At 72.9% G+C, this 19,646-nt stretch carries 19 protein-coding genes; 15 read left to right on the forward strand and 4 right to left on the reverse strand.

What is annotated here, in order from left to right; genetic code table 11:
- The 4 genes from ACERM0_RS22610 to ACERM0_RS22625 all read left to right on the forward strand — a co-directional run.
- On the forward strand, window positions 1-1,697 hold a 1,697-nt coding region (locus ACERM0_RS22610), incomplete at its 5' end, for a thiamine pyrophosphate-binding protein (protein WP_373680862.1).
- 2 nt (window positions 1,698-1,699) lie between these two features.
- Complete coding sequence (locus tag ACERM0_RS22615) at window positions 1,700-2,563, forward strand: ABC transporter ATP-binding protein (RefSeq protein WP_373680863.1); 864 nt, start codon at window positions 1,700-1,702, stop codon at window positions 2,561-2,563.
- On the forward strand, window positions 2,560-3,342 hold the full coding sequence (locus ACERM0_RS22620; RefSeq protein WP_373680864.1) for an ABC transporter permease: 783 nt from the start codon (window positions 2,560-2,562) through the stop codon (window positions 3,340-3,342). The genes ACERM0_RS22615 and ACERM0_RS22620 overlap by 4 nt, the downstream gene beginning before the upstream one ends.
- Window positions 3,339-4,127: an ABC transporter permease gene (locus ACERM0_RS22625; protein WP_373680865.1), complete on the forward strand. Its 789-nt coding sequence runs from the start codon at window positions 3,339-3,341 to the stop codon at window positions 4,125-4,127. Before ACERM0_RS22620 ends, ACERM0_RS22625 begins: the two co-directional genes overlap by 4 nt.
- 303 nt (window positions 4,128-4,430) lie before the next feature.
- Here the strand turns inward: ACERM0_RS22625 and ACERM0_RS22630 are convergent, their stop codons facing one another.
- On the reverse strand, window positions 4,431-5,243 hold the full coding sequence (locus tag ACERM0_RS22630) for an ABC transporter permease subunit (RefSeq protein ID WP_373680866.1): 813 nt from the start codon (window positions 5,241-5,243) through the stop codon (window positions 4,431-4,433).
- Window positions 5,240-6,205, reverse strand: coding sequence for an ABC transporter ATP-binding protein (locus tag ACERM0_RS22635; RefSeq protein WP_373680867.1), 966 nt, complete (start codon window positions 6,203-6,205; stop codon window positions 5,240-5,242). Before ACERM0_RS22635 ends, ACERM0_RS22630 begins: the two co-directional genes overlap by 4 nt.
- Before the next feature lie 155 nt (window positions 6,206-6,360).
- Between ACERM0_RS22635 and deoC the strand changes: the two genes are divergently transcribed.
- From deoC to rlmN, 4 genes are all read left to right on the forward strand, one after another.
- Entirely contained in the window at window positions 6,361-7,326 is a 966-nt protein-coding gene (gene deoC / locus ACERM0_RS22640; protein WP_373680868.1) for a deoxyribose-phosphate aldolase, read from the forward strand.
- Window positions 7,327-7,345: 19 nt separating this feature from the next.
- Entirely contained in the window at window positions 7,346-8,869 is a 1,524-nt protein-coding gene (locus tag ACERM0_RS22645) for an aldehyde dehydrogenase family protein (RefSeq protein ID WP_373680869.1), read from the forward strand.
- Window positions 8,870-8,915: 46 nt separating this feature from the next.
- Window positions 8,916-9,782, forward strand: a complete 867-nt coding sequence (locus ACERM0_RS22650; RefSeq protein ID WP_373680870.1) for an aldehyde dehydrogenase family protein — start codon at window positions 8,916-8,918, stop codon at window positions 9,780-9,782.
- Between the two features lie 301 nt (window positions 9,783-10,083).
- Window positions 10,084-11,085 (forward strand): 23S rRNA (adenine(2503)-C(2))-methyltransferase RlmN, encoded by a 1,002-nt coding sequence (gene rlmN / locus ACERM0_RS22655; protein WP_373680871.1) that lies wholly within the window; start codon window positions 10,084-10,086, stop codon window positions 11,083-11,085.
- A 9-nt stretch (window positions 11,086-11,094) separates the two neighbouring features.
- Here the strand turns inward: rlmN and ACERM0_RS22660 are convergent, their stop codons facing one another.
- Both ACERM0_RS22660 and ACERM0_RS22665 read right to left on the reverse strand, forming a co-directional pair.
- Complete coding sequence (locus ACERM0_RS22660) at window positions 11,095-12,246, reverse strand: EamA family transporter (protein WP_373680872.1); 1,152 nt, start codon at window positions 12,244-12,246, stop codon at window positions 11,095-11,097.
- On the reverse strand, window positions 12,243-12,944 hold the full coding sequence (locus tag ACERM0_RS22665; protein WP_373680873.1) for a pyridoxamine 5'-phosphate oxidase family protein: 702 nt from the start codon (window positions 12,942-12,944) through the stop codon (window positions 12,243-12,245). Before ACERM0_RS22665 ends, ACERM0_RS22660 begins: the two co-directional genes overlap by 4 nt.
- A 104-nt stretch (window positions 12,945-13,048) precedes the next feature.
- Here ACERM0_RS22665 and ACERM0_RS22670 point away from each other — a divergent pair, with 104 nt between their 5' ends.
- From ACERM0_RS22670 to ACERM0_RS22700, 7 genes are all read left to right on the forward strand, one after another.
- Window positions 13,049-14,377, forward strand: a complete 1,329-nt coding sequence (locus ACERM0_RS22670) for an aminotransferase class I/II-fold pyridoxal phosphate-dependent enzyme (protein ID WP_373680874.1) — start codon at window positions 13,049-13,051, stop codon at window positions 14,375-14,377.
- A gap of 117 nt (window positions 14,378-14,494) precedes the next feature.
- Window positions 14,495-15,160, forward strand: coding sequence for a uridine kinase (locus ACERM0_RS22675; protein WP_373680875.1), 666 nt, complete (start codon window positions 14,495-14,497; stop codon window positions 15,158-15,160).
- Entirely contained in the window at window positions 15,157-15,942 is a 786-nt protein-coding gene (locus ACERM0_RS22680; RefSeq protein WP_373680876.1) for a class I SAM-dependent methyltransferase, read from the forward strand. The genes ACERM0_RS22675 and ACERM0_RS22680 overlap by 4 nt, the downstream gene beginning before the upstream one ends.
- Window positions 15,943-16,013: 71 nt before the next feature.
- Window positions 16,014-16,568: a CoA pyrophosphatase gene (locus ACERM0_RS22685; protein ID WP_373680877.1), complete on the forward strand. Its 555-nt coding sequence runs from the start codon at window positions 16,014-16,016 to the stop codon at window positions 16,566-16,568.
- Window positions 16,565-17,377 (forward strand): alpha/beta hydrolase, encoded by an 813-nt coding sequence (locus ACERM0_RS22690; RefSeq protein WP_373680878.1) that lies wholly within the window; start codon window positions 16,565-16,567, stop codon window positions 17,375-17,377. The genes ACERM0_RS22685 and ACERM0_RS22690 overlap by 4 nt, the downstream gene beginning before the upstream one ends.
- A 158-nt stretch (window positions 17,378-17,535) precedes the next feature.
- Complete coding sequence (locus tag ACERM0_RS22695; RefSeq protein WP_373680879.1) at window positions 17,536-17,967, forward strand: hypothetical protein; 432 nt, start codon at window positions 17,536-17,538, stop codon at window positions 17,965-17,967.
- Window positions 17,968-17,978: 11 nt separating this feature from the next.
- Window positions 17,979-19,223, forward strand: a complete 1,245-nt coding sequence (locus tag ACERM0_RS22700; RefSeq protein WP_373680880.1) for an HNH endonuclease — start codon at window positions 17,979-17,981, stop codon at window positions 19,221-19,223.
- The last annotated feature ends 423 nt before the right edge of the window (window positions 19,224-19,646 follow it).

Below are 19,646 nucleotides of genomic sequence, written 5' to 3' on the forward strand. Positions count from 1 at the left end.
CGACCACGGGAGCACGTGACGTGCACGACGCCTCGCACACGACCATCGCCCGCGCCATCGCGACCCACTACCAGCAGGCCGGGATCCGCCGCTGCTTCGGCGTGATCGGCTCCACGAACTTCGAGATCACCCGCGGCCTGGTCGACCACGGCGTGGAGTTCGTCGCCGCACGGCACGAGACCAACGCCGTCGTCATGGCCCAGGCCTGGACCCAGGCGACCGGCGAGATCAGCGTCGTCAGCCTGCACACCGGTCCGGGCCTGACCAACGGACTGACCGGCATCGGCGAGGCGGCCAAGAGCCGCACCCCCATGGTGGTGCTCGTCGGCGACGTCGCGCGGGGCGCGGTCGAATCTCCCTTCTTCATGGACCAGGCGACGGTGGTGCAGTCGGTCGGCGCCGAGGCACAACGCCTCCACGGGCCTCGTACCGCGCTGCAGGACGCCGCCAGGGCGCTCGAGCTGGCGCGGCGGGAACGCCGGACGGTGGTGCTGAGCCTCCCGCTCGACATCCAGGGGATGCCCGAGGACCAGGCCCGTCCGGTCGCTGGACGCCCCTTGCGTGACCTGCCGCCGCTGGAGCCGGCCGCCGAGGACGTCGAGGTACTGGCCGACCTGCTCGCCGGCGCGGAACGGCCGGTCGTGCTCGCCGGACTCGGCGCCGTGCTGGCCGACGCCCGCGACGACCTGATCGCCCTGGCCGACCGCTCCGGTGCGCTGCTGGCCACCACCGCACGCGCCCACGGGCTGTTCGCCGGACAACCGTGGTCGGTCGGCATCTCGGGCGGGTTCTCGTCCCCGGCCGCCTCGGAGCTGCTGCAGGAGGCCGACGTCGTCCTCGGCTTCGGGGCCACCTACACGAAGTTCACCACCCGGTTCGGACGGATGTTCGCCAAGGCCCGGCACGTCGTACAGATCGACGCCGACCGGGCTCGCGTCGGCTGGAACCCCACCGTCGACCAGAGCGTGGTGGCCGACGCCCGCCTGACGGCCCGCCGCGTCACCGAGGCCCTGGAAGGCCGCGGTGTCCGCGCCACCGGCTTCCGCACGCCGGACACCGCCGACCGGATGGAACGGGGAGCCAACAACCGGCACGCCTACGAGGACGGCTCCACCGACCACGAACTCGACCCGCGAACGCTCACGAAGGCCCTCGACGAACTGCTGCCGATGGAGCGCACGGTGGCGATCGACGGGGGCCACTTCAGTGGCTGGCCGGTCCGTCATCTGCGCGTTCCCGACGTCCACGGGTGGGTGTTCGTCCAGTCGTTCCAGAGCATCGGGCTGGGACTGGCCACCGCGATCGGCGCGTCGCTGGCGAACCCGCATCGCCTCACCGTGGTCGGCGTCGGCGACGGCGGCTTCCTGATGAGCATCCCCGACCTGGAGACGGCCGTCCGGCTCGACCGGTCGATGTTGATCATCGTCTACAACGATTCCGCCTACGCGGCCGAGGTCCACCACTTCGCGCCCATGGGGATGGACACCGACATCGTCGAGTTCCCCGAGGTGGACTTCGCCGCCATGGGCCGCGGCTTCGGCACGCGCGGTGCCGTCGCCCGCCGCGTCGACGACCTCGACGCCGTCCGCGACTGGGTCGCCGAGGGCGCCCCCGGCGTGTTCGTGCTCGACGCCCGGGTCACCCGTGACGTCGTGGCGGACTGGCTCGCCGAGGCGCTCCGCGTCGAGCAGGGGTGACCATGGCTGTCGAAGCGAACACCGGAGGTACCGAGCCGATGCGGCCGGCCGAGCCGTCGTCGGCCACCGCGGGCGCCAGCGGGTCGGCGAAGGTCTGCCTCGAGCACGTCACCAAGACGTTCCCCGGCCGTCACGGCACGCTGACTGCCCTGGACGACGTCTCGCTGGACATCGGCGAGTCGGAGTTCGTCGCCATCGTCGGCCCGAGCGGTTGCGGCAAGTCGACACTGCTGCGCATGGTGGCCGGCCTTCACGAACCCACGTCGGGCTCGGTGACGATCGAACAGTCGGCGGCCGGCCGCCCTCAGAGCGCGATGGTGTTCCAGGAGCACGCGCTGTTTCCTTGGCTGTCCGTGCGCGACAACGTGACGTTCGGACCGCGCAATCGCGGCATCGGGAAGGCCGAGGCGGCCGAACTCGCCGACGAGCAACTGACACGGCTCGGCCTGTCCCGGTTCGGTGACTACTACCCGGCCCAGTTGTCCGGCGGCATGAAGCAGCGCGTCGGCATCGCCCGCGCGCTGGCGCAGGACGCCGAGATCCTGCTCATGGACGAACCGCTGGGGGCGCTGGACGCCCAGACGCGAACCCTGCTGCAGGAGCAGATCCTCGAGCTTCGCCAGCAGAGCCAGCCGACCGTGATGTACGTCACCCACGCCATCGACGAGGCGGTCTTCCTCGCCGACCGGGTCGTGCTCATGACCGCCCGGCCGGGGCGCATCAAGGAGGAGATCCACCTCGACTTCCCGCTGTCCCGCGGCCCTGAGCTGCGCGGCACCCCCGAGTTCGCACGGCTCACGCAGGAGATCTGGGACCACCTCCGCGACGAGGTCCGCGCGGCGATGGTGGGCGAGGACGAGGCATGAGCTGGCGGACGATCGCGGACAAGTGGCCGGTCCTCGTCGGGCCGGTGTTGATCCTCGGGGCCTGGGAGCTGGCCAGCCGCGGTGGGCTGCTGCGCCAGACGTTCTTCCCGCCACCCACGCGGATCCTGGCGCGCAGCACCATCGTCTTCGACACCGACGCTGGGCTCGCCGGCGACATCTGGGCCACGGTGCTGCGCGTGCTGGTCGTGATCGCGCTGGCCACCCTGCTCGGGGTCGGGCTCGGTCTGCTGATGACGGCGTCACAGTGGACCGAGCGCGGCATGAGCACCGTGCTGGCCTTCTTCTACCCGATCCCGGGCGTGCTGTTCTTCCCGTTCCTGACGTTCCTGCTCGGCCGCGGCGAGACGGCCGTGATCCTCACGTCCGTGGTGACCCCGTTCATCGTGATGGCCCTCTACACGGTGGCGGGCGTGCGGACGATCCAGCCCGTGCTGCTGGAGGCGGCGAAGAACTACGGCAGCCGGGGCTGGCGCTTCTTCTGGCGCGTCCTGATCCCCGGCGCCCTCCCCTCGGTCGTGGCCGGTTTCAAGATCGCACTGGGGTTCTCGCTGATCGCGGTCGTCGCGGTGGAGATGGTGGGCGCCCAGAGCGGGCTCGGGCAGTTCCTCTGGTCCAACTGGCAGATCCTGCGCGTCATGGACATGTACGTCGCGCTGCTGTGCGTCGCCGTCCTCGGATTGCTGAGCTCGATCGGCTTCGACGCGGTCGCCGACCGGATCATCCCGTGGCGCACGACCGTCCAGGAGCAGCGTCGATGAGCGGGGCGATGCGCCGGCGGCTCCAGACCTGGGCCGTGCCGATCCTGCTGGCGGTGTCGTGGGAACTCCTCACCCGCGCGGGTGTGCTCGACACCCGCTTCTTCATCCCCCTCACCGAGGTGGCCGCCTCGATCGTGACGTTGTTCACCGACGGACGGTTGTCGAGCGACCTGCTGGCCACCATCCGGCGGCTGCTCGCCGCGTTCGGGATCGCGGCCGTGGCCGGCACGGCCATCGGCATCGCCTCCGCGTTGTGGCGTGGCGTGGCCCTGCTGGTGCGACCGATCGCCGACACGATCTACCCGACGCCGAAGATCGCTCTGCTACCGCTGTTGATCATCATCGTCGGGCTCGGCGAGACCGCATGGATCATCACGGCGTTCGCGACCGCGTTCTTCCAGATCATCATCAGCACCAGCGCGAGCGTGAAGGACATCGATCCGCAACTGATCGAGGCCGGCCGCAACTTCGGGGCCACGGGCCTGCGATTCTTCCGGCGACTGCTGCTGCCGGCCATGGCACCCGGGCTCCTCAACGGCCTGCGGCTCGGGATGGCGACCTGCCTGATCACGCTGGTGGTCGTCGAGTTCGTGTCGGCCGAGAGCGGTCTCGGGTCGATCATCTATCGTGCGGGACAGCAATTCGCCGTGGACGAGATCTACGCCGGCATCGTGCTGACCGGCCTGCTCGGCCACGGCATCAACCTCGCGTTCCGTGGCCTCGAACGCGTGCTGTTGCCGTGGCAGACGCACCAGTCCACCTCGACGGTCGCCACCGGAGGCTGACCCTTCCCACAGCACGTCGACGCGGATACGGCCCGGTCTGATCCCGTCGACCGCGCGCCACCCAATTCCCGGGAATCGCCAGGTTTTGCGCATGCCGAGCGCCGCACCGGCCCGCGCGCCCACCCGCTTCCCGGGAATCGCCAGGTTTGCGCGTGCCGAGCGCCGTACCGGCCCGCGCGCCCACCCACTTCCCGGGAATCGCCAGGTTTTGCGCATGCCGCGGGTCGTGCCGGTGCCTGCTTCTCAGCACGTGATCACTGGGGCCGGCACACGGCCATGCGCGCGATGTCGACGTCGGGCTGCTCAGGTGAGGCGGGTGCCGAGGCGGTCGCGGGAGAGCACGCGCGAGGCCGCCACGAGCAGGCCACCGGCGATCGCCAGCGCCAGGAACCCGGCGATCCACAACAGCCACACCGACAGCAGCAACGCCCCGCTGGCCTGGCTCACCAGCATCAGCACGACCGGGATGACGACCACGCCGCCGATCTGGAACGCCTCCTGGGTCGTCTTCGAGCGGGCGGACACCAGCGACACCGCCGCCATCGCGGCCGCCGCCAGTGTCGGCCCGACCCACAGCGCCATCAGCGTGAACTCGGTGTTGGGCAGCACGAGCCGCCCGACCTGCGTGCCGACGGCGAGGTTGGCGACCGTGGCGTACAGCACGGCACCGCCGATACCCAGCACGGCCGCTGGCACCCAGGCCGCCAGCAGCTTGGACACGGCCAACTCGCGGTCGCTGAGCGGCGTCAACAGCAACCCCTCCAGGGTGCCGCGCTCCTTCTCCCCCGCGATGCCGTCGGCCGCCACGACCGCCGCGAACATCACGGGCACCAGCAACACCAGCGGGGCGAGCAGCCAGGTCACGACGACCTCGGCGACCAGCAGGCCCGGATCGGAGGACAGGCCGTCCACGGCGCGGTCCGGCAGCGCCGCCAACAACGCGTCGAGGTCGCCGGTGCTGACGATGCCGACGAACCTCGGGACCAGCCCCGCCGCGGCCGGCAGCACCACGAGCAGCAGCACGGGGACCACGATCGACGGGATCACGACGGACTTGCTGCCCCACACCAGGCGCAGGTCGCGGCGGACGACGGCGGCGATGCCTCGCCAGTTCATGCTCCGACCTCCCCGTCCTGTTGACGCTCGTGGAGCGCGAGGTAGACCTCCTCGAGGGTGGGGTCGAGCCGCCGCACCTCGTAGAGCGCGAGCCCGGCGGACGACAGCGCCCACACCAGCCCCGGGATCTCGTCGCGCGGGACGCCGCGGGCGCGCACCCGGCCGGCGGCGTCGACCTCGACGTCTCGGACCGCGGCCAGGCGCGAGAGCCGGTAGCGGACCGTCTCGACCTGGTCCGGCGCGACCTCCAGCAGCAGGCCGCCGGTGCCGTGGGCGGCCGCCAGTTCCGCTGGGCTGCCGTCGACGACGATGCGGCCCTGCTCGAGCACCACGACCCGGTCGCAGAGCAGCTCCGCCTCCGCCAGGTCGTGGGTCGCGACCACGACGGTGCGACCCGCGTCCGCCGCCAGCGCCGCCAGTTCGCGGCGCACCTGCCGCGCGGCGATCGGGTCCAGCGCCGCGGTCGGCTCGTCGAGCAGCAGCACCTCGGGATCCGGCAGCAGGACGCGGGCCAGCGACAGCCGCTGGCGCATGCCCGTGGAGAAGTCGGCGACCTTGTCGTCGCCCCGGCCAGCGAGCCCGAACCGGGTCAGCGCAGCCTCGATGCGCTGGTCGAGCCCGTCGCGCGAGACCCCGAACACGTCGGCAGCGAACCGCAGGTTCTGCACCGCGGTCATGCGCCGGTCCACCACCGGGTCGGCCGGCAGCACCCCGAGGCGGCGGCGCACCTCCGGACCGTCGACGCTCGGGTCGAGGCCGCCGACGCGGACCTGGCCCTCGTCGGCGGCCAGCAGGCCGGCGAACAGCCGCACGGTGGTGGTCTTACCGGCCCCGTTGTGGCCGAGCAGCCCCACGACCTCGCCCTTGCCGATGGCCAGGTCGAGCCGGTCCAGCGCGGTGACGTCGCCGAACCGGCGGGTGACCCCGGTGAGCACGAGCTCGGGGTCGCGGGTCACGGGCATGGGGCTCGTCCGGTCGGGGGCCTGCGAAACCTACCGGCGCGACCGTCCACCACCGGGTCTTCCGCCACACGTGTCCGACGGCCGGCGCACGGTCCGAGCGGACCGGCGCCGGGTAGGCTCACGCGTCGCCCGTTCCCGTCACCCGAGCCGTCGCCATGTCCTCCTCCCTCGTCCTGCCCGGTGACGACACCGACCTGCGTGAGGTCACCGCGTCGGAGTCGGCGCTGCGCCGCTTCCTGCACGGGCTGCCCGGCGTCGACCAGGTCGGCGCGGAGAAGCGGGTCGCCCAGCTGGGCACGCGGTCGATCAAGAAGGACGCCAAGCAGTGGGCGCTCGACCTCGCGATCCGCGCGGTCGACCTGACCACGTTGGAGGGCGCCGACACGCCCGGCAAGGTCCGCTCCCTGTGCGCCAAGGCCCGCCGACCGGACCCGTCGGACCCGGACTGCCCTCCGGTCGCGGCGGTGTGCGTGTACCCGGACCTGGTGGCCACCGCCGTCGAGGCACTGCAGGGCACCGGGATCCACGTCGCGTCCGTGGCCACCGCGTTCCCGTCGGGACGTTCCAGCCTCGACATCAAGCTCCGCGACACGCGTGACGCCGTCGCCGCCGGCGCGGACGAGATCGACATGGTCATCGACCGTGGCGCGTTCCTGGCCGGCCGCTACGGCCAGGTGCTGGAGGAGATCGTCGCCGTCAAGGAGGCCTGCGGCGACGCGCACCTCAAGGTGATCCTGGAGACCGGCGAGCTGGCCACCTACGACAACGTCCGCCGCGCCTCGTGGCTGGCACTGGCCGGCGGTGGTGACTTCATCAAGACCTCCACGGGCAAGGTGTCGCCCGCGTCGACCCTGCCGGTGACGCTGGTGATGCTGGAGGCCGTCCGCGACTTCCACCAGGTCACCGGTGAGCACCGCGGCGTGAAGTCGGCCGGCGGCATCCGCACCGCCAAGGACGCCATCAAGTACCTCGTGCTGGTCCACGAGACCGCCGGGCCCGACTGGCTGCACCCCGACCGGTTCCGCTTCGGCGCTTCCAGCCTGCTCAACGACCTGCTGATGCAGCGTGCCAAGCAGCGCACGGGCGTCTACTGGACCGCCGACCGCGTCACCATCGACTAGGCCGCCGAACGAGGCGGCGATGCAACGCTTCCCGCACCTGGCGACGACCGAGGCTGCCGTGACCACCGACCTGAACCCCACCGGCACCGTGCCGGACCTGATCAGCCCGACGTGGGCGTATGCGCCCGCACCCGAGGCCCGCGACGTCGCGACCATCCGTGCCAGCTACGGGCTGTTCATCGGCGGCGAGTTCGTCGACCCGGCCGAGGGCGGCAGCTTCGCCACCATCTCCCCCGCGACCGAGGAGCACCTCGCCGACGTGGCGCTGGCCACCGCGCCCGACGTCGACCGTGCCGTCGCGGCGGCGCGCAAGGCGTTCGGCACCTGGTCGCGGCTGCCGGGCGCCGAGCGGGGCAAGTACCTGTTCCGCATCGCCCGGCTGCTGCAGGAGCGGGCCCGCGAGATCGCGGTCCTGGAGACGATCGACAACGGCAAGCCGATCCGCGAGACCCGCGACGTCGACGTGCCGACCGCCGCGGCGCACTTCTTCTACCACGCCGGCTGGGCGGACAAGCTCGACTGGGCCGGCCTCGGCCACGACCCGCAGCCGGTCGGTGTGTGCGGCCAGGTCATCCCGTGGAACTTCCCGCTGCTGATGCTGGCCTGGAAGATCGCCCCGGCGCTCGCCTGCGGGAACACGGTCGTGCTGAAGCCGGCGGAGACCACGCCGCTGTCCGCGCTGCTGTTCGCCGAGATCTGCCAGCAGGCGGACCTGCCGCCGGGCGTGGTCAACATCGTGACCGGCGCGGGCGAGACCGGCGCGGCGATCGTCGCCCACGACGACGTGGACAAGGTCGCGTTCACCGGCTCCACGGCCGTCGGCAAGGCCATCCAGCGCGAGCTCGCCGGCACCGGCAAGCGCCTCACGCTGGAGTTGGGCGGCAAGGCCGCCAACATCGTCTTCGACGACGCGCCGATCGACCAGGCCGTCGAGGGCATCGTCGACGGCATCTTCTTCAACCAGGGCCACGTGTGCTGTGCGGGTTCGCGCCTGCTGGTGCAGGAGTCGATCCACGACCTCGTGATCGACAAGCTGCAGCGGCGCCTGGGCACGCTGCGCCTCGGCGACCCGCTGGACAAGAACACCGACATCGGCGCCATCAACTCCCGTGAACAGCTCGATCGCATCACCACCCTGGTGGACGCCGGCGAGGCCGAGGGCGCTCAGCGCTGGTCGCCGGCCTGCGAGCTGCCCGACCGCGGCTTCTGGTTCGCCCCCACCGTCTTCACCGAGGTCGGCCAGTCCTCCCGCGTCGCGCAGGAGGAGATCTTCGGTCCGGTCCTGAGCGTGCTGACCTTCCGCACCGCCGAGGAGGCGGTCGCCAAGGCCAACAACACCCCCTACGGGCTGTCGGCCGGCGTCTGGTCGGAGAAGGGCTCGCGGATCCTGTGGATGGCCGACCAGCTGCGTGCCGGCGTGGTCTGGGCCAACACCTTCAACCGCTTCGACCCCACCAGCCCCTTCGGTGGCTACAAGGAGTCCGGTTTCGGCCGCGAGGGCGGCGTCCACGGCCTGGCCGCCTACCTCGAGCACGAACTGTGATCCGCCCGGCCACCACCGCCACCTCGCCGTCCACGGAGCCGCACCGATGAGCCGCCTCGACGTCCGCAAGACCTACAAGCTCTACGTCGGCGGCGCGTTCCCGCGCAGCGAGTCGGGCCGCTCCTACGAGGTGACCGACGCCAAGGGTGCCTTCCTGGCCAACGCCGCCCGCGCCTCGCGCAAGGACGTGCGCGACGCCGTCGTCGCGGCACGCAAGGCCCAGGCGGGCTGGGCCGCCGCGACCGCCTACAACCGCGGACAGGTCCTGTACCGGGTGGCGGAGATCCTCGAGGGTCGGCGTGACCAGTTCGCCGAGGAGGTCGCCCGGGCCGAGGACCTGACCGGGAAGAAGGCGCTCGCGCAGGTCGACGCCGCCATCGACCGCTGGGTGTGGTACGCGGGCTGGTCCGACAAGTTCCAGGCCGTCCACGGCACCGCCAACCCGGTCGCCGGCCCCTACTTCGACCTGTCGGTCCCCGAGCCGACCGGTGTCGTCGGCGCGATCGCGCCGCAGGCGTCGTCGCTGCTCGGGCTGGTGTCCGTCGTCGCACCGATCGTGGTCAGCGGCAACACGGTGGTGGTCGTGGCCAGCGAGCAACGGCCGTTGCCGGCGGTCACGCTCGGCGAGGTGCTGGCCACCTCGGACGTCCCCGGTGGGGTCATCAATGTGCTGACCGGTCACACCGACGAGCTCGCGCCCGTGCTGGCCAGCCACCTCGACGTCAACGCCCTGGACCTGTCCGGGATGGCCGGGCGGGACACGCGCGAACTGCAGGTGGCGGCGGCGGAGAACGTCAAGCGCGTGCTGAAGGTGCCCGCTGCCGAGCCCGACTGGACCGTGACGCCGCAGGGCCCGCGCCGCATCGTCGCCTTCTGCGAGACCAAGACGGTCTGGCACCCCAAGGGCCGCTGATCTAGGCTGCGCGGCATGGGTCTACTTCTCGAGTTCCTCTAGGACACCCCCGGATGCCCCGCAGCCGACGGCTGACGGGCCATCGGTGGGTGTCGTTCTCGCGGGTGCCGGCGTCGTCCGTGCCGCATCCGTGGCGCGAGCCGTGGGCTCGTGCGTGCCTGCCACCGCGCGCCGCCCCGGCGTCGCGCGGTGACGCTCCTCGCCGGGCCCATCCCGTCGCTGTGGGACGACCGGCACGCCTCGTCCGGCGTGCGCCGTCCTGTCCGAGCCGTGCTCGGGCACCAGCGACACGAGCAGCAGCATGCGAACGACCCGACCACGAACGTCCGTCTACGACCTGTCCTTCGAGGAGGTGGCCGAACACCTCGGCGTCGACGAGGCCAGCACCGTCTTTCATCAGCTCTACCGTGAACGCCGCCGCCACAGCCCAGAGCTCGACCGCCTGTGCCGGGCGGCCGGACTCCCCCACGTCGCCCCGCTGACGCACCACGGCGTCGATCGCGGCAACCGGTCTGCCAAGTACCTGTTCGGACTCGCCGACGGCAACGCCATCGAGGCGGTCCGCATCCGCCGCCGCACCGGCGTGACGGCCTGCGTCTCCTCGCAGGTGGGCTGCGCCTTCGGTTGCACCTTCTGCGCGTCCGGTCGCCTCGGTCTGAGACGTCAGCTGCGCAGCGGCGAGATCGTCCAGCAGGTCCTCGAGCTCGGACGCGACGTCAACCGCCTGGTCTTCATGGGCATCGGCGAGCCGCTGCACAACTACGACGAGGTACTGCGGGCGATCCGCGTCCTGCGCGACCGGCGTGGCCTGGGGCTGCGCACCAGCGGGGTCACGATCTCCTCGATCGGGCTCCCGAACCGGCTCCGTCGCCTGCGCGAGGAGCACCTCGCGATCAACCTGACGATCTCGCTGCACGCCACGACCGACGAGGTCCGCCACCAGCTGATCCCGGGCGCGCGGGCGTTCTCGATCGACGACGTCGTCACGACCAGCCAGGCGTGGGCGACCCGCCATCGACGGCCGGTCACGTACGTCTACCTGCTGCTGCCGGGCGTCAACGACACCCGCGACGACGCGGACCGGCTGGTGCGGTGGTTCCGGCACCGCCACGCACGCGTCAACCTGATGCGGTGGAACCCGGTGCTCGGTGGCCCGCGCTACGCGCGCGTCGACGACCACGGCCTGGCGTGGTTCAAGCGCCACCTCGTGACGGCCGGTGTGCCGACGGTGGTGCGTGACACGCAGGGCCGCGACATCGACGCCGCGTGCGGGCAGTTGTGGCTACGTGACGTCAGACGCTGACGCGACCGTTCACCAGGCCGATTCCTGGTCCCGGCGCGCCGGTCGCGGACCGGCCGCGCCAGGCCGGCGGTAGAGCCGCGCCGCCGCCGGGAGGGCACCCAGCCGCTGGCGGGTGCGGTGCCACCTCGCCTCGCCCGCGAAGACGTCACCACCCGAGGTGGCCTGGGCGGGCACCGGCTCGCCGGGTCGACCCGTGATCAGCAGCACCACGGAGCCGAGGATCACCGCGCCCGCAACGAGGGTGCGGCCGGTCACGAGCTCGCCCGCGAAGGCCCAACCGAGCAGGACGGCCACCACCGGGTTGACGTAGGCGTGGGTGCCGACGAGCGTGGTCGAAGCGTTGCGCAACAGCCAGCTGTAGGCGGTGAAGGCGACCAGCGAGCCGGCCGTCGTGAGGTAGATCAGCGCCAGGATCGCGTCCCTCCCGACCGCTGCCCATTCGATGCGGGTCACCTCGCCGCTGCCGACGGCGATCACCGCGAAGACCAGCGCGGCCCCGAGCATCTCCATCGACGCCGCGACCAGCGGGCGGCTGGGCGCGTCGGCGACCCGGCTGCGCAGCGAGCCCGCCGCCCACGCGAAACCGGCGACCAGCACCAGCAGCATGGCGCCGAGGTGGCCGCCACCACGGGGGTCGACCAGCGCCCCGACGCCGACGAAGCCGATCAGCAGACCCGTCCAGGCCCGCGGGGAGAGCCGCTCGCCGAACACGCCGCGGCCGAGCAGCGCCATCCACAGCGGGACGGTGGCGCACAGCAGGGCGGCCGTGCCCGACGCGATCCGGGTCTGCGCCAGCGACACCAGCCCGGTGCCGCCGACCAGCAGCAGCCCACCGGTCACGACCGCGTGGCGCCACTGCCGCAGCGTCAAGCGGTCCGCGGCGCGGTCGCCGCGACGCACGGCCCACGCGAACAGCAGCGCACCGGCGATGGAGAACCGGATCGCCATCATGGTGAACGGCGGGATGGTCTCGATCGCGACCTTGATGGCCAGGAACGTCGAGCCCCAGATCACGTACACGGTCAGCAGCGCGAGCGCGACCAACAGCAGGCGTCGCTGCGGGCGTCGGGGGTCCGGCGGTGCCTGCCGGCCCTCCAGGGGCGCGACTCGGGGGGCCCGCCGCAGTCGTGTCGCGAGGGCCCGGTTGACGGTCTTCGTCATGGGCGACCCTCGGCGGGGATCGCGGTGGGCACGCCCGTCCCGCGCGGCGGCGCGGTGGCGGCGGCCAGGACCGAGCCCGGCGGCCTCAGATCCTCGGCCAGCCCGGGCGCGGGGACCGGATCCTCGACGACGGTCGCCAGCGGGACGACGCCGGCCCAGACCGGCAGGTCCAGGTCCGCCTCGTCGTCACCGACACCGCCGGCGCGCACCTTGGCGACCGCGTGCTCCAGGGACAGCCGCAGGACCGTGGTGGCCTTCAGTTCGGTCGGCGTGGGCCAGCGCACCTGAGCCCAGCGCCCGGGCGTGACGTGTTCTGTCAGCGTCCGCAGCGCGGCGACCTTGTCGTCCGGGTGGGCGATCTCCTGCGCGTCCCCGTGCACGACCACCGAGCGGTAGTTCACCGAGTGGTGGAACGCGGAGCGGGCCAGGACGAGCCCGTCGAGGAGCATCACCGTGACGCAGACGGGCAGTCCCGCCGCGCCGGCGCGCATCGCCCGGGACGCGGCCGAGCCGTGCAGGACGAGATCGTCCCCGTCACGGCCGTAGAGGGTCGGCACGACCACGGGGCGGCCCTCGTGCAGGTAGCCGAGATGGCACACCAGGCCGGCGTCGAGAATGGCGTGCACGACCTCTCGGGAGGTGGTGCCGCGCTCCGGGAGGCGGCGGACGCGCAACAGGTCGTCAGGCAGGGCGGACACGGGCGTACCTCGGAAGCGGTCCGCGACGCGGGGAGGCCGGCGGACGGCGACGGTGATTCGTGATCGTGGTGCGTGATTCCGGAGGAATCTGTTACAGTACAGTTATGAGCACTGAGTCGGTACAGTATCGCATCACGGGTGACCGGGCTGCAACGATCGTCGAGTCGGTCGAGCAGGCGGTGACCAGCGGGGCGTTGGCGCCAGGCGAGGCGGTCCCCTCCGTCCGGGCGCTGGCCCGCGAACTCGGGGTGTCCCCGTCGACGGTCGCGAGCGCCTACCGGGATCTGCGTCAGCGCGGGATCCTGGTCGCGCACGACCGTTCCCGAACCGTGGTCGGCCACCGGCCGGCGCTCGCAAGCAGACTGGCCCCGGAACTGCCGCCGGGCGCGCGGGACCTGACCTCGGGCAACCCCGACCCGGCGCTGCTGCCCGACCTCGGCCCGGCGCTGCGCGACGTCGGCCCCGTGCACCGCCTCTATGGCGAGGAACCCGGCGTGGAGGCCCTGCTCGGGCTCGCCCGCGACGCGTTCACGGCCGACGGGGTCGCCACGGACCACCTCGCGGTCGTCGGTGGGGCACTCGACGGCATCGAGCGTGTCCTCGAGGTGCACCTGCGGATCGGTGACCGCATCGGGATCGAAGACCCGGGCTACGCGGGCTCACTGGACCTCGCCCGCGCGCTCGGCCTGGTGCCGGTCCCGGTGGAGATCGACGACCAGGGGCTCGTGCCGGCGTCGCTGGAAGCCGCCTTCGACCAGGGGCTCGAGGCACTGCTGTTCGTGCCCCGGGCGCAGAATCCGTTCGGCGCCGCGCTGACCCGGGAGCGGGCAACCGAACTGCAGCCGCTGCTGGACGCCCACCCCGACGTGTTGGTGATCGAGGACGACCACGCCAGCACCGTCGCCGGTGCACCCGCCGTCACGCTGGCCGCTGGCCGCGCCCGCTGGGCGGTCGTGCGCTCGGTGGCCAAGGCGCTCGGGCCGGATCTGCGTGTGGCGGTCCTCGCCGGTGACGAGGACACCGTGCTGCGCGTGCTGGGGCGGCAGCGCCTGGGCACCGGATGGGTCAGCCACCTGTTGCAGCACCTGACCGCGACGGTCTGGCAGCGCGCCGAGGCGGACGGCACGCTGACCGCGGCGGCCGCGACGTACACCGCTCGCCGTGACGCGCTGCTGCAGGCGCTCGTCGCCCACGACCTCAGCGGCCACGGCGCCACCGGCATGAACGTGTGGATCCCGGTCGCCGAGGAGGTGCCGGTCGTGCAGGGCCTGCTCGCCCGCGGGTGGGCCGTCCAGCCCGGCGAGCCGTACCGGCTCGACGCCGCCCCGGCCATCCGCGTGACCGTGTCGACGCTGCTGCCCGAGGACGCCGCCGCCCTCGCCGCGGACCTGGCGGACGTGCTTGGCCATCGGCTCGGCACCCGCCGCGGCTGACCTGCCGGGAAGGGACTCGGGCGGTCACTGCCGACGCTGCACAGCGGACCGCAACCGGTGTCCGGGCTGGCGCGCGCCTTCGGAGCCGGGACCGCCGCGACCACTAGGCTGACGGGCGTGACCTCCCCCGTCCCTCCCGGCCCTGACGACGCGCGCCCGCGGGCGCGGGTCGTGCTGCTCGCGGGGCCGTCCGGGTCGGGCAAGTCGTCGTTGGCCGCGCGCGTGGGGCTGCCGACGGTGTGCCTCGACGACTTCTACCGCGACGGTGACGACCCGGCGCTGCCGGTCGGCGATCTCGGCATCGTGGACTGGGACGACCCGGCGTCGTGGAACGCGGACCAGGCCCTGGCCGCACTGCGCGAACTGGTGCACCACGGGACCGCCGAACTGCCGGTCTACGACATCCCGTCGAACCGCGCCGTCGACGTCCACCGGGTCGTCCTCCAGGACGCGCCGCTGATCGTCGCCGAGGGGATCTTCGCGGCCGAGCTCGTCGAGCGGTGTCGGGCCGCGGGCATCCTGGCCGACGCGGTGTGCCTCACCCACCGGCCCGTCGTCACCTTCTGGCGTCGCCTGGTCCGCGACCTGCGTGAGGGCCGCAAGCCGCCACTGACGCTGCTGCGGCGCGGCTGGTACCTGTTGCGTCGTGAGCCCCGCATCGTGGCGCGGCAGATCTCCAGCGGCGCGGTGCCACTGACGGCCTCGGACGCCGTGCTCCGCCTGCAGCGCCTGGTCGTCGAGGCGGACGTGTCCGCCGGCGTCGTGGACGAGGACGCGGCATGAGCGACGTGCACGAGACCGCCACCGGCTTCGGCGTCGAGGGCGTCGCCGCCCAGTACGAGGCCGCACGTCCCGACTACGAGGCATCCGTCGTCGAGCGGATGGTCACCGCGTTGGGGCTCGGTCCCGGACGCCGGGTGGCCGACGTCGGGGCCGGCACCGGCAAGCTGACCCGGGTCCTGCTGGCCACGGGCGCGGACGTGGTCGCCGTCGAGCCGATGGCCGGTATGCGCGAACAACTGGCCCGCAGCGTGCCCGACGCGAGGTTGGAGGTGGTCGACGGCACGGCCGAGGCGCTCGGGCTGCCCGACGCCAGCCTCGACGCCGTGACGGCTGCGCAGGCGTTCCACTGGTTCGACGGGCCCGCGGCGTTGCGAGAGTTCCATCGCGTGTTGCGCCCCGGCGGGCACCTCGCCGTCATCTTCAACCGCCGCGACCTCTCTGCTCCCGTCCAGGCCGCCCTGGACCACCTGCTGCTCCCCCACCGCGGCGACACGCCCTCGTGGGCACGCCACGACTGGGTGGACTGGCTGACGGAGACGCCGCACTTCGGCGCGCCGACGATGGTGACGGCGCCGTGGGTGCAGAATCTCGACGTGGAAGGGCTGGTCGCGCGCGTCGCCTCCGTGTCGTTCGTCGCCCGCCTCGACGACCAGACGCGTGCGCGCGTCCTGGCCGCGGTCCGCGACCTGTACCAGCGCAGCAGCAAGGACGCGGCCGGGCGGGTCGCGCTGAACTACTCGACCGAACTGTGGGTCCTGCCTCGGCGCGGCGAGACCACGTGAGGTCCGACGGTCGAGGGCCGGATCCGGCGGGTCGTCGCCTCGCCGTACCGGGCCTCGACCGCATCCGCGACGTGGTCGCGCGCCATGAACCGGACGCGGTGCCCGAGCACGAACTGCGCGAGTCGTGGCAGGCCGCGACGGCGCTGATCCTGGCCCCCGGAGGCACCGGCCCGCAGGTCGCGCTGATCGAACGCGTCCAGCGCGCCGGCGATCCCTGGTCCGGCCACATGGCGCTGCCGGGCGGCAAGCGCGACGCGGACGACCCCGACCTCGCCGCCACGGCGGTGCGTGAGACGCGCGAGGAGGTCGGTATCGCCCTCCAGCACCCCGCGGGCCGGCTGGACGACCACCGCGGGCGCCGGAACGCCGGGCTCGTCGCCACCTACGTGTTCGTGCTCGAGGACCGGCCGGCGATGACGCCGCACCCGGACGAGGTCGCCGACGCGCTGTGGGTGCCGCTGACCACCCTGCTGGATCCGGCCAGCGCGGTCACCCACCGCCTCGCCGAATACCCGGAGGCGTTTCCCGGCGTGTCGGTCGACGGCCGGGTCGTCTGGGGGCTCACCCACCAGACGCTGGCCACGTTCCTCGGGATCTTCGGCCTCGAGCTGCCGGCTCCGCCGTGAGCGGCGCCTGGCGGACGCTGACCGCGGTCGTCGCGACCGTTGCCGGCCTGTGGCTGGTGCTCGTGGCGGCCGCATGGTCGTTCCAGCGACACCTGATCTACCTGCCCGACCGAGGCGCGCCGCAGCGGCCGCCCGGTGTCGAGGAGGTCACGCTGCCCACGCAGGACGGGCTCGAGTTGGCGGCCTGGTGGGTCCCGGCCGACGGCGAACCGGTCTCCGTCGTGCTGGCCGTTCCGGGCAACGCCGGCAACCGTGGGTTGCGGTTGCCGCTGGCCACGGGCCTCGCCGAGCGTGGGCACGCCGTGCTGTTGCTCGAGTACCGCGGCTACGGCGGCAACCCCGGCAGGCCCGACGAGGAGGGCCTCGTGACGGACGCGCGTGCGGCGCGGGAGCACCTCGCGGATCGCGAGGAGGTCGCGGACCTGCCGGTCGTCTACCTCGGGGAGTCGATCGGCACCGGCGTCGCTGCCGCGCTGACGGCCCTGTCACCGCCGGACGCGCTGGTGCTGCGCTCCCCGTTCCCGTCGCTGGCCACGGTCGGCCGTCACCACTACCCGTTCCTGCCGGTGAGGACGCTGCTGCGGGAGCGCTTCGAGACGCGCAGCCACCTCGGCGGCTGGGCCGGCCCGACCTTGGTGGTCGCCGGTGAGGCGGACGGCATCGTCCCACCGGAGCTGTCCGACGAGATCGCCACGCTCACGGAGGCCGAGCGGTTGTGGCTGCCCGGCGTCGACCACAACGACAGGGAGCTGCTCGACGGCGGCCGCTACCTCGACGCCGTCGACCGGTTCGTCCGCGACCACACGTGAGCCGAGGTTCAGCGGCAGGTGCCGCTGCGCCCATCAGCCGCGGTTCTGCCGCCTTCCTTCAGCATTCGGCCGGGCTGGCAGGGCACCTCGCCGGTTGGCGTGTCGCACCCCCGGCGTAGGGTGGATGTTCCGAGTCGGGGGCGGCACGGGAGGCCGCCATGGCCGACAACAGCATCGAGACAGCGTCCTTCAGCGAGCCGGACGCGGGGGTGTCGCTGGCGGATGCGGCGGTGATCACCCAGCGCGAGCTGGGCTGGGAGCAGCTGTTCGCACACGCCCGCACCCTGGGCGGCGACCCGGCCCTGGCACCGCTGAGCGATCACGACGTCGAGGTGGCCCTGCACGCCCGCGCCGGCGAGCTCACCATCGCGCTCGCCCGGCTGTTCGACCTGCTGGCCGAGTTCGTGGTCCGCGGCATCTGGGCCGACCAGGGCTGCCGCACGCCGGGCACCTGGCTGTCGTGGAAACTCGGCCTGGGCGCCTCGACCGCCCGCGAATGGGTCCGCGTCGCCCTGCGGCTGCGTGAGCTGCCCACCATCCGGGCCGCTTCGCGGCCGGCACCCTGTCCTACTCCAAGGTCCGGGCCCTGACCCGCATCGCCCTGCCCGACGCCGAAGCGTGGCTGCTCGAGTGGGCCGACCGGGCCACCGCCGCCGAACTCGAACACCTGGCCCGCGGGCTGCGCACCGCCCAGCGCCCCCACCAGCTCGCCGACGAACCCGACCCCGCCGGCTGGGCGTGGCGCACCCGCCAACGCCCCGACGGCATGGCCGAGCTGACCATCACCGGCCCCGCCGAAGCCATCGCCGAACTCGAAACCCGCTGCCGCCGCGCCGCCGCAACCGCCGCCGCAGAAACACCCGACGGCAGCGCTTCCGCAGAAACGGACCCGGATGGCAGCCGCAGCGCTTCCGCGGAGACGGACGGCGGCGGCAGCGCTTCCGCAGAGGCGGACCACCATGGCAGCGCTTGCGCGGAGACCGACGAGCCGGCCGACCGGCTGCCGTGGCCGACCGGCCCGCAGCTGGCCCGCACGCTGGCCGACGCGGTCATCGCCGGCACCGCCAACGGCCCACCCGACACCACCGGCCTCGACCGCCACACCCTGGTCCTGCACACCCCCGCCGACGCCCTCGCCCCACCATCCGAACCCGCCCCCACGCCCGTGCCCGTCCGCGACCCCGACGGCCGGCTACGCACCCTCGACCGTCGCGTACTACGCCGCTTGGCCTGCGAAGCCGGCATCGTGCTCGCCATCACCGGCCCCGACCACCAGCCCCTCGACCTCGGCCGCCGCCGCCGCGCCCTGTCCTCCGCCCTACGCCGCGCCATCCTGCTGCGCGACCACCACCGCTGCCGCTTCCCCGGCTGCACCACCACCCGCAACCTGCACGTGCACCACATCCGCCACTGGGCCGACGGCGGCCCCACCGACCGCGCCAACCTCATCACCCTGTGCGCCCACCACCACCGCTACCTGCACCAGCAGGCCGACACCGCCCGGAACTGGCACATCACCATCCGCCCCGACGGCCACCACACCTTCCACCACCCCGACGGCCACCAGATCCCCCACGCCGGCTCCACCCCCGCCATCACCACCGCCGCCGCGGCCCACCCGAGCACCGCGGCCGGCACCGTCACCGTCGGGGCAGACGGCCGGCCGCAACCCGGCGACCCGACGCCGACCCTGACCTCGCCGGCAGCCCCCGCGATCGATCCGTCCCGGCCGCTCGCCCCGCTCGAATGGGACGGCCCCGGCCACTACGACCTCGACCTCGCCGTCGCCGTACTCCAACAACACCTCGACCGCATCGCCACCTTCGACGACCTCCTCGCCGCCTGAGCAACGTCCGTCACGTCCGTCACGTCCGCGACGACCGCTCGTGACGTGCTGCCCTGCACCCTGCTTTCGCGCTGGGTGGAGTGGCCGCATGCCTCGCCGGCGCTCTCGGGCCCGAGTGTCCGACTGATCGGCGTCAACGAGCACCGCAGACCCGGCGAGTTCTCGAGATCGCGCGATGCCGGCCCGAGCCGCCACGACCTGGGACTGGATAGTGTTCCGGCACGACGGAGGGGGCGCACGTGCGCTATGGGCGAGAACGACTGCAGGCGGGCCGCCACAGAGCCATCGTGGTGCTGCTGCTCGTGCACATACCGGTGCTCTGGGTCTTCGGCGCCCGGGCCGACTGGTCGTTCTCCCACGTCGCGGCCGAAGTGATCCTGCCGTTGCTCGGGTTCGCCGCCGCAGCGTGGTACGGCCGACACC

This window comes from Egicoccus sp. AB-alg2 (genome assembly GCF_041821065.1).
In the GTDB taxonomy this organism is placed as follows: domain Bacteria; phylum Actinomycetota; class Nitriliruptoria; order Nitriliruptorales; family Nitriliruptoraceae; genus Egicoccus.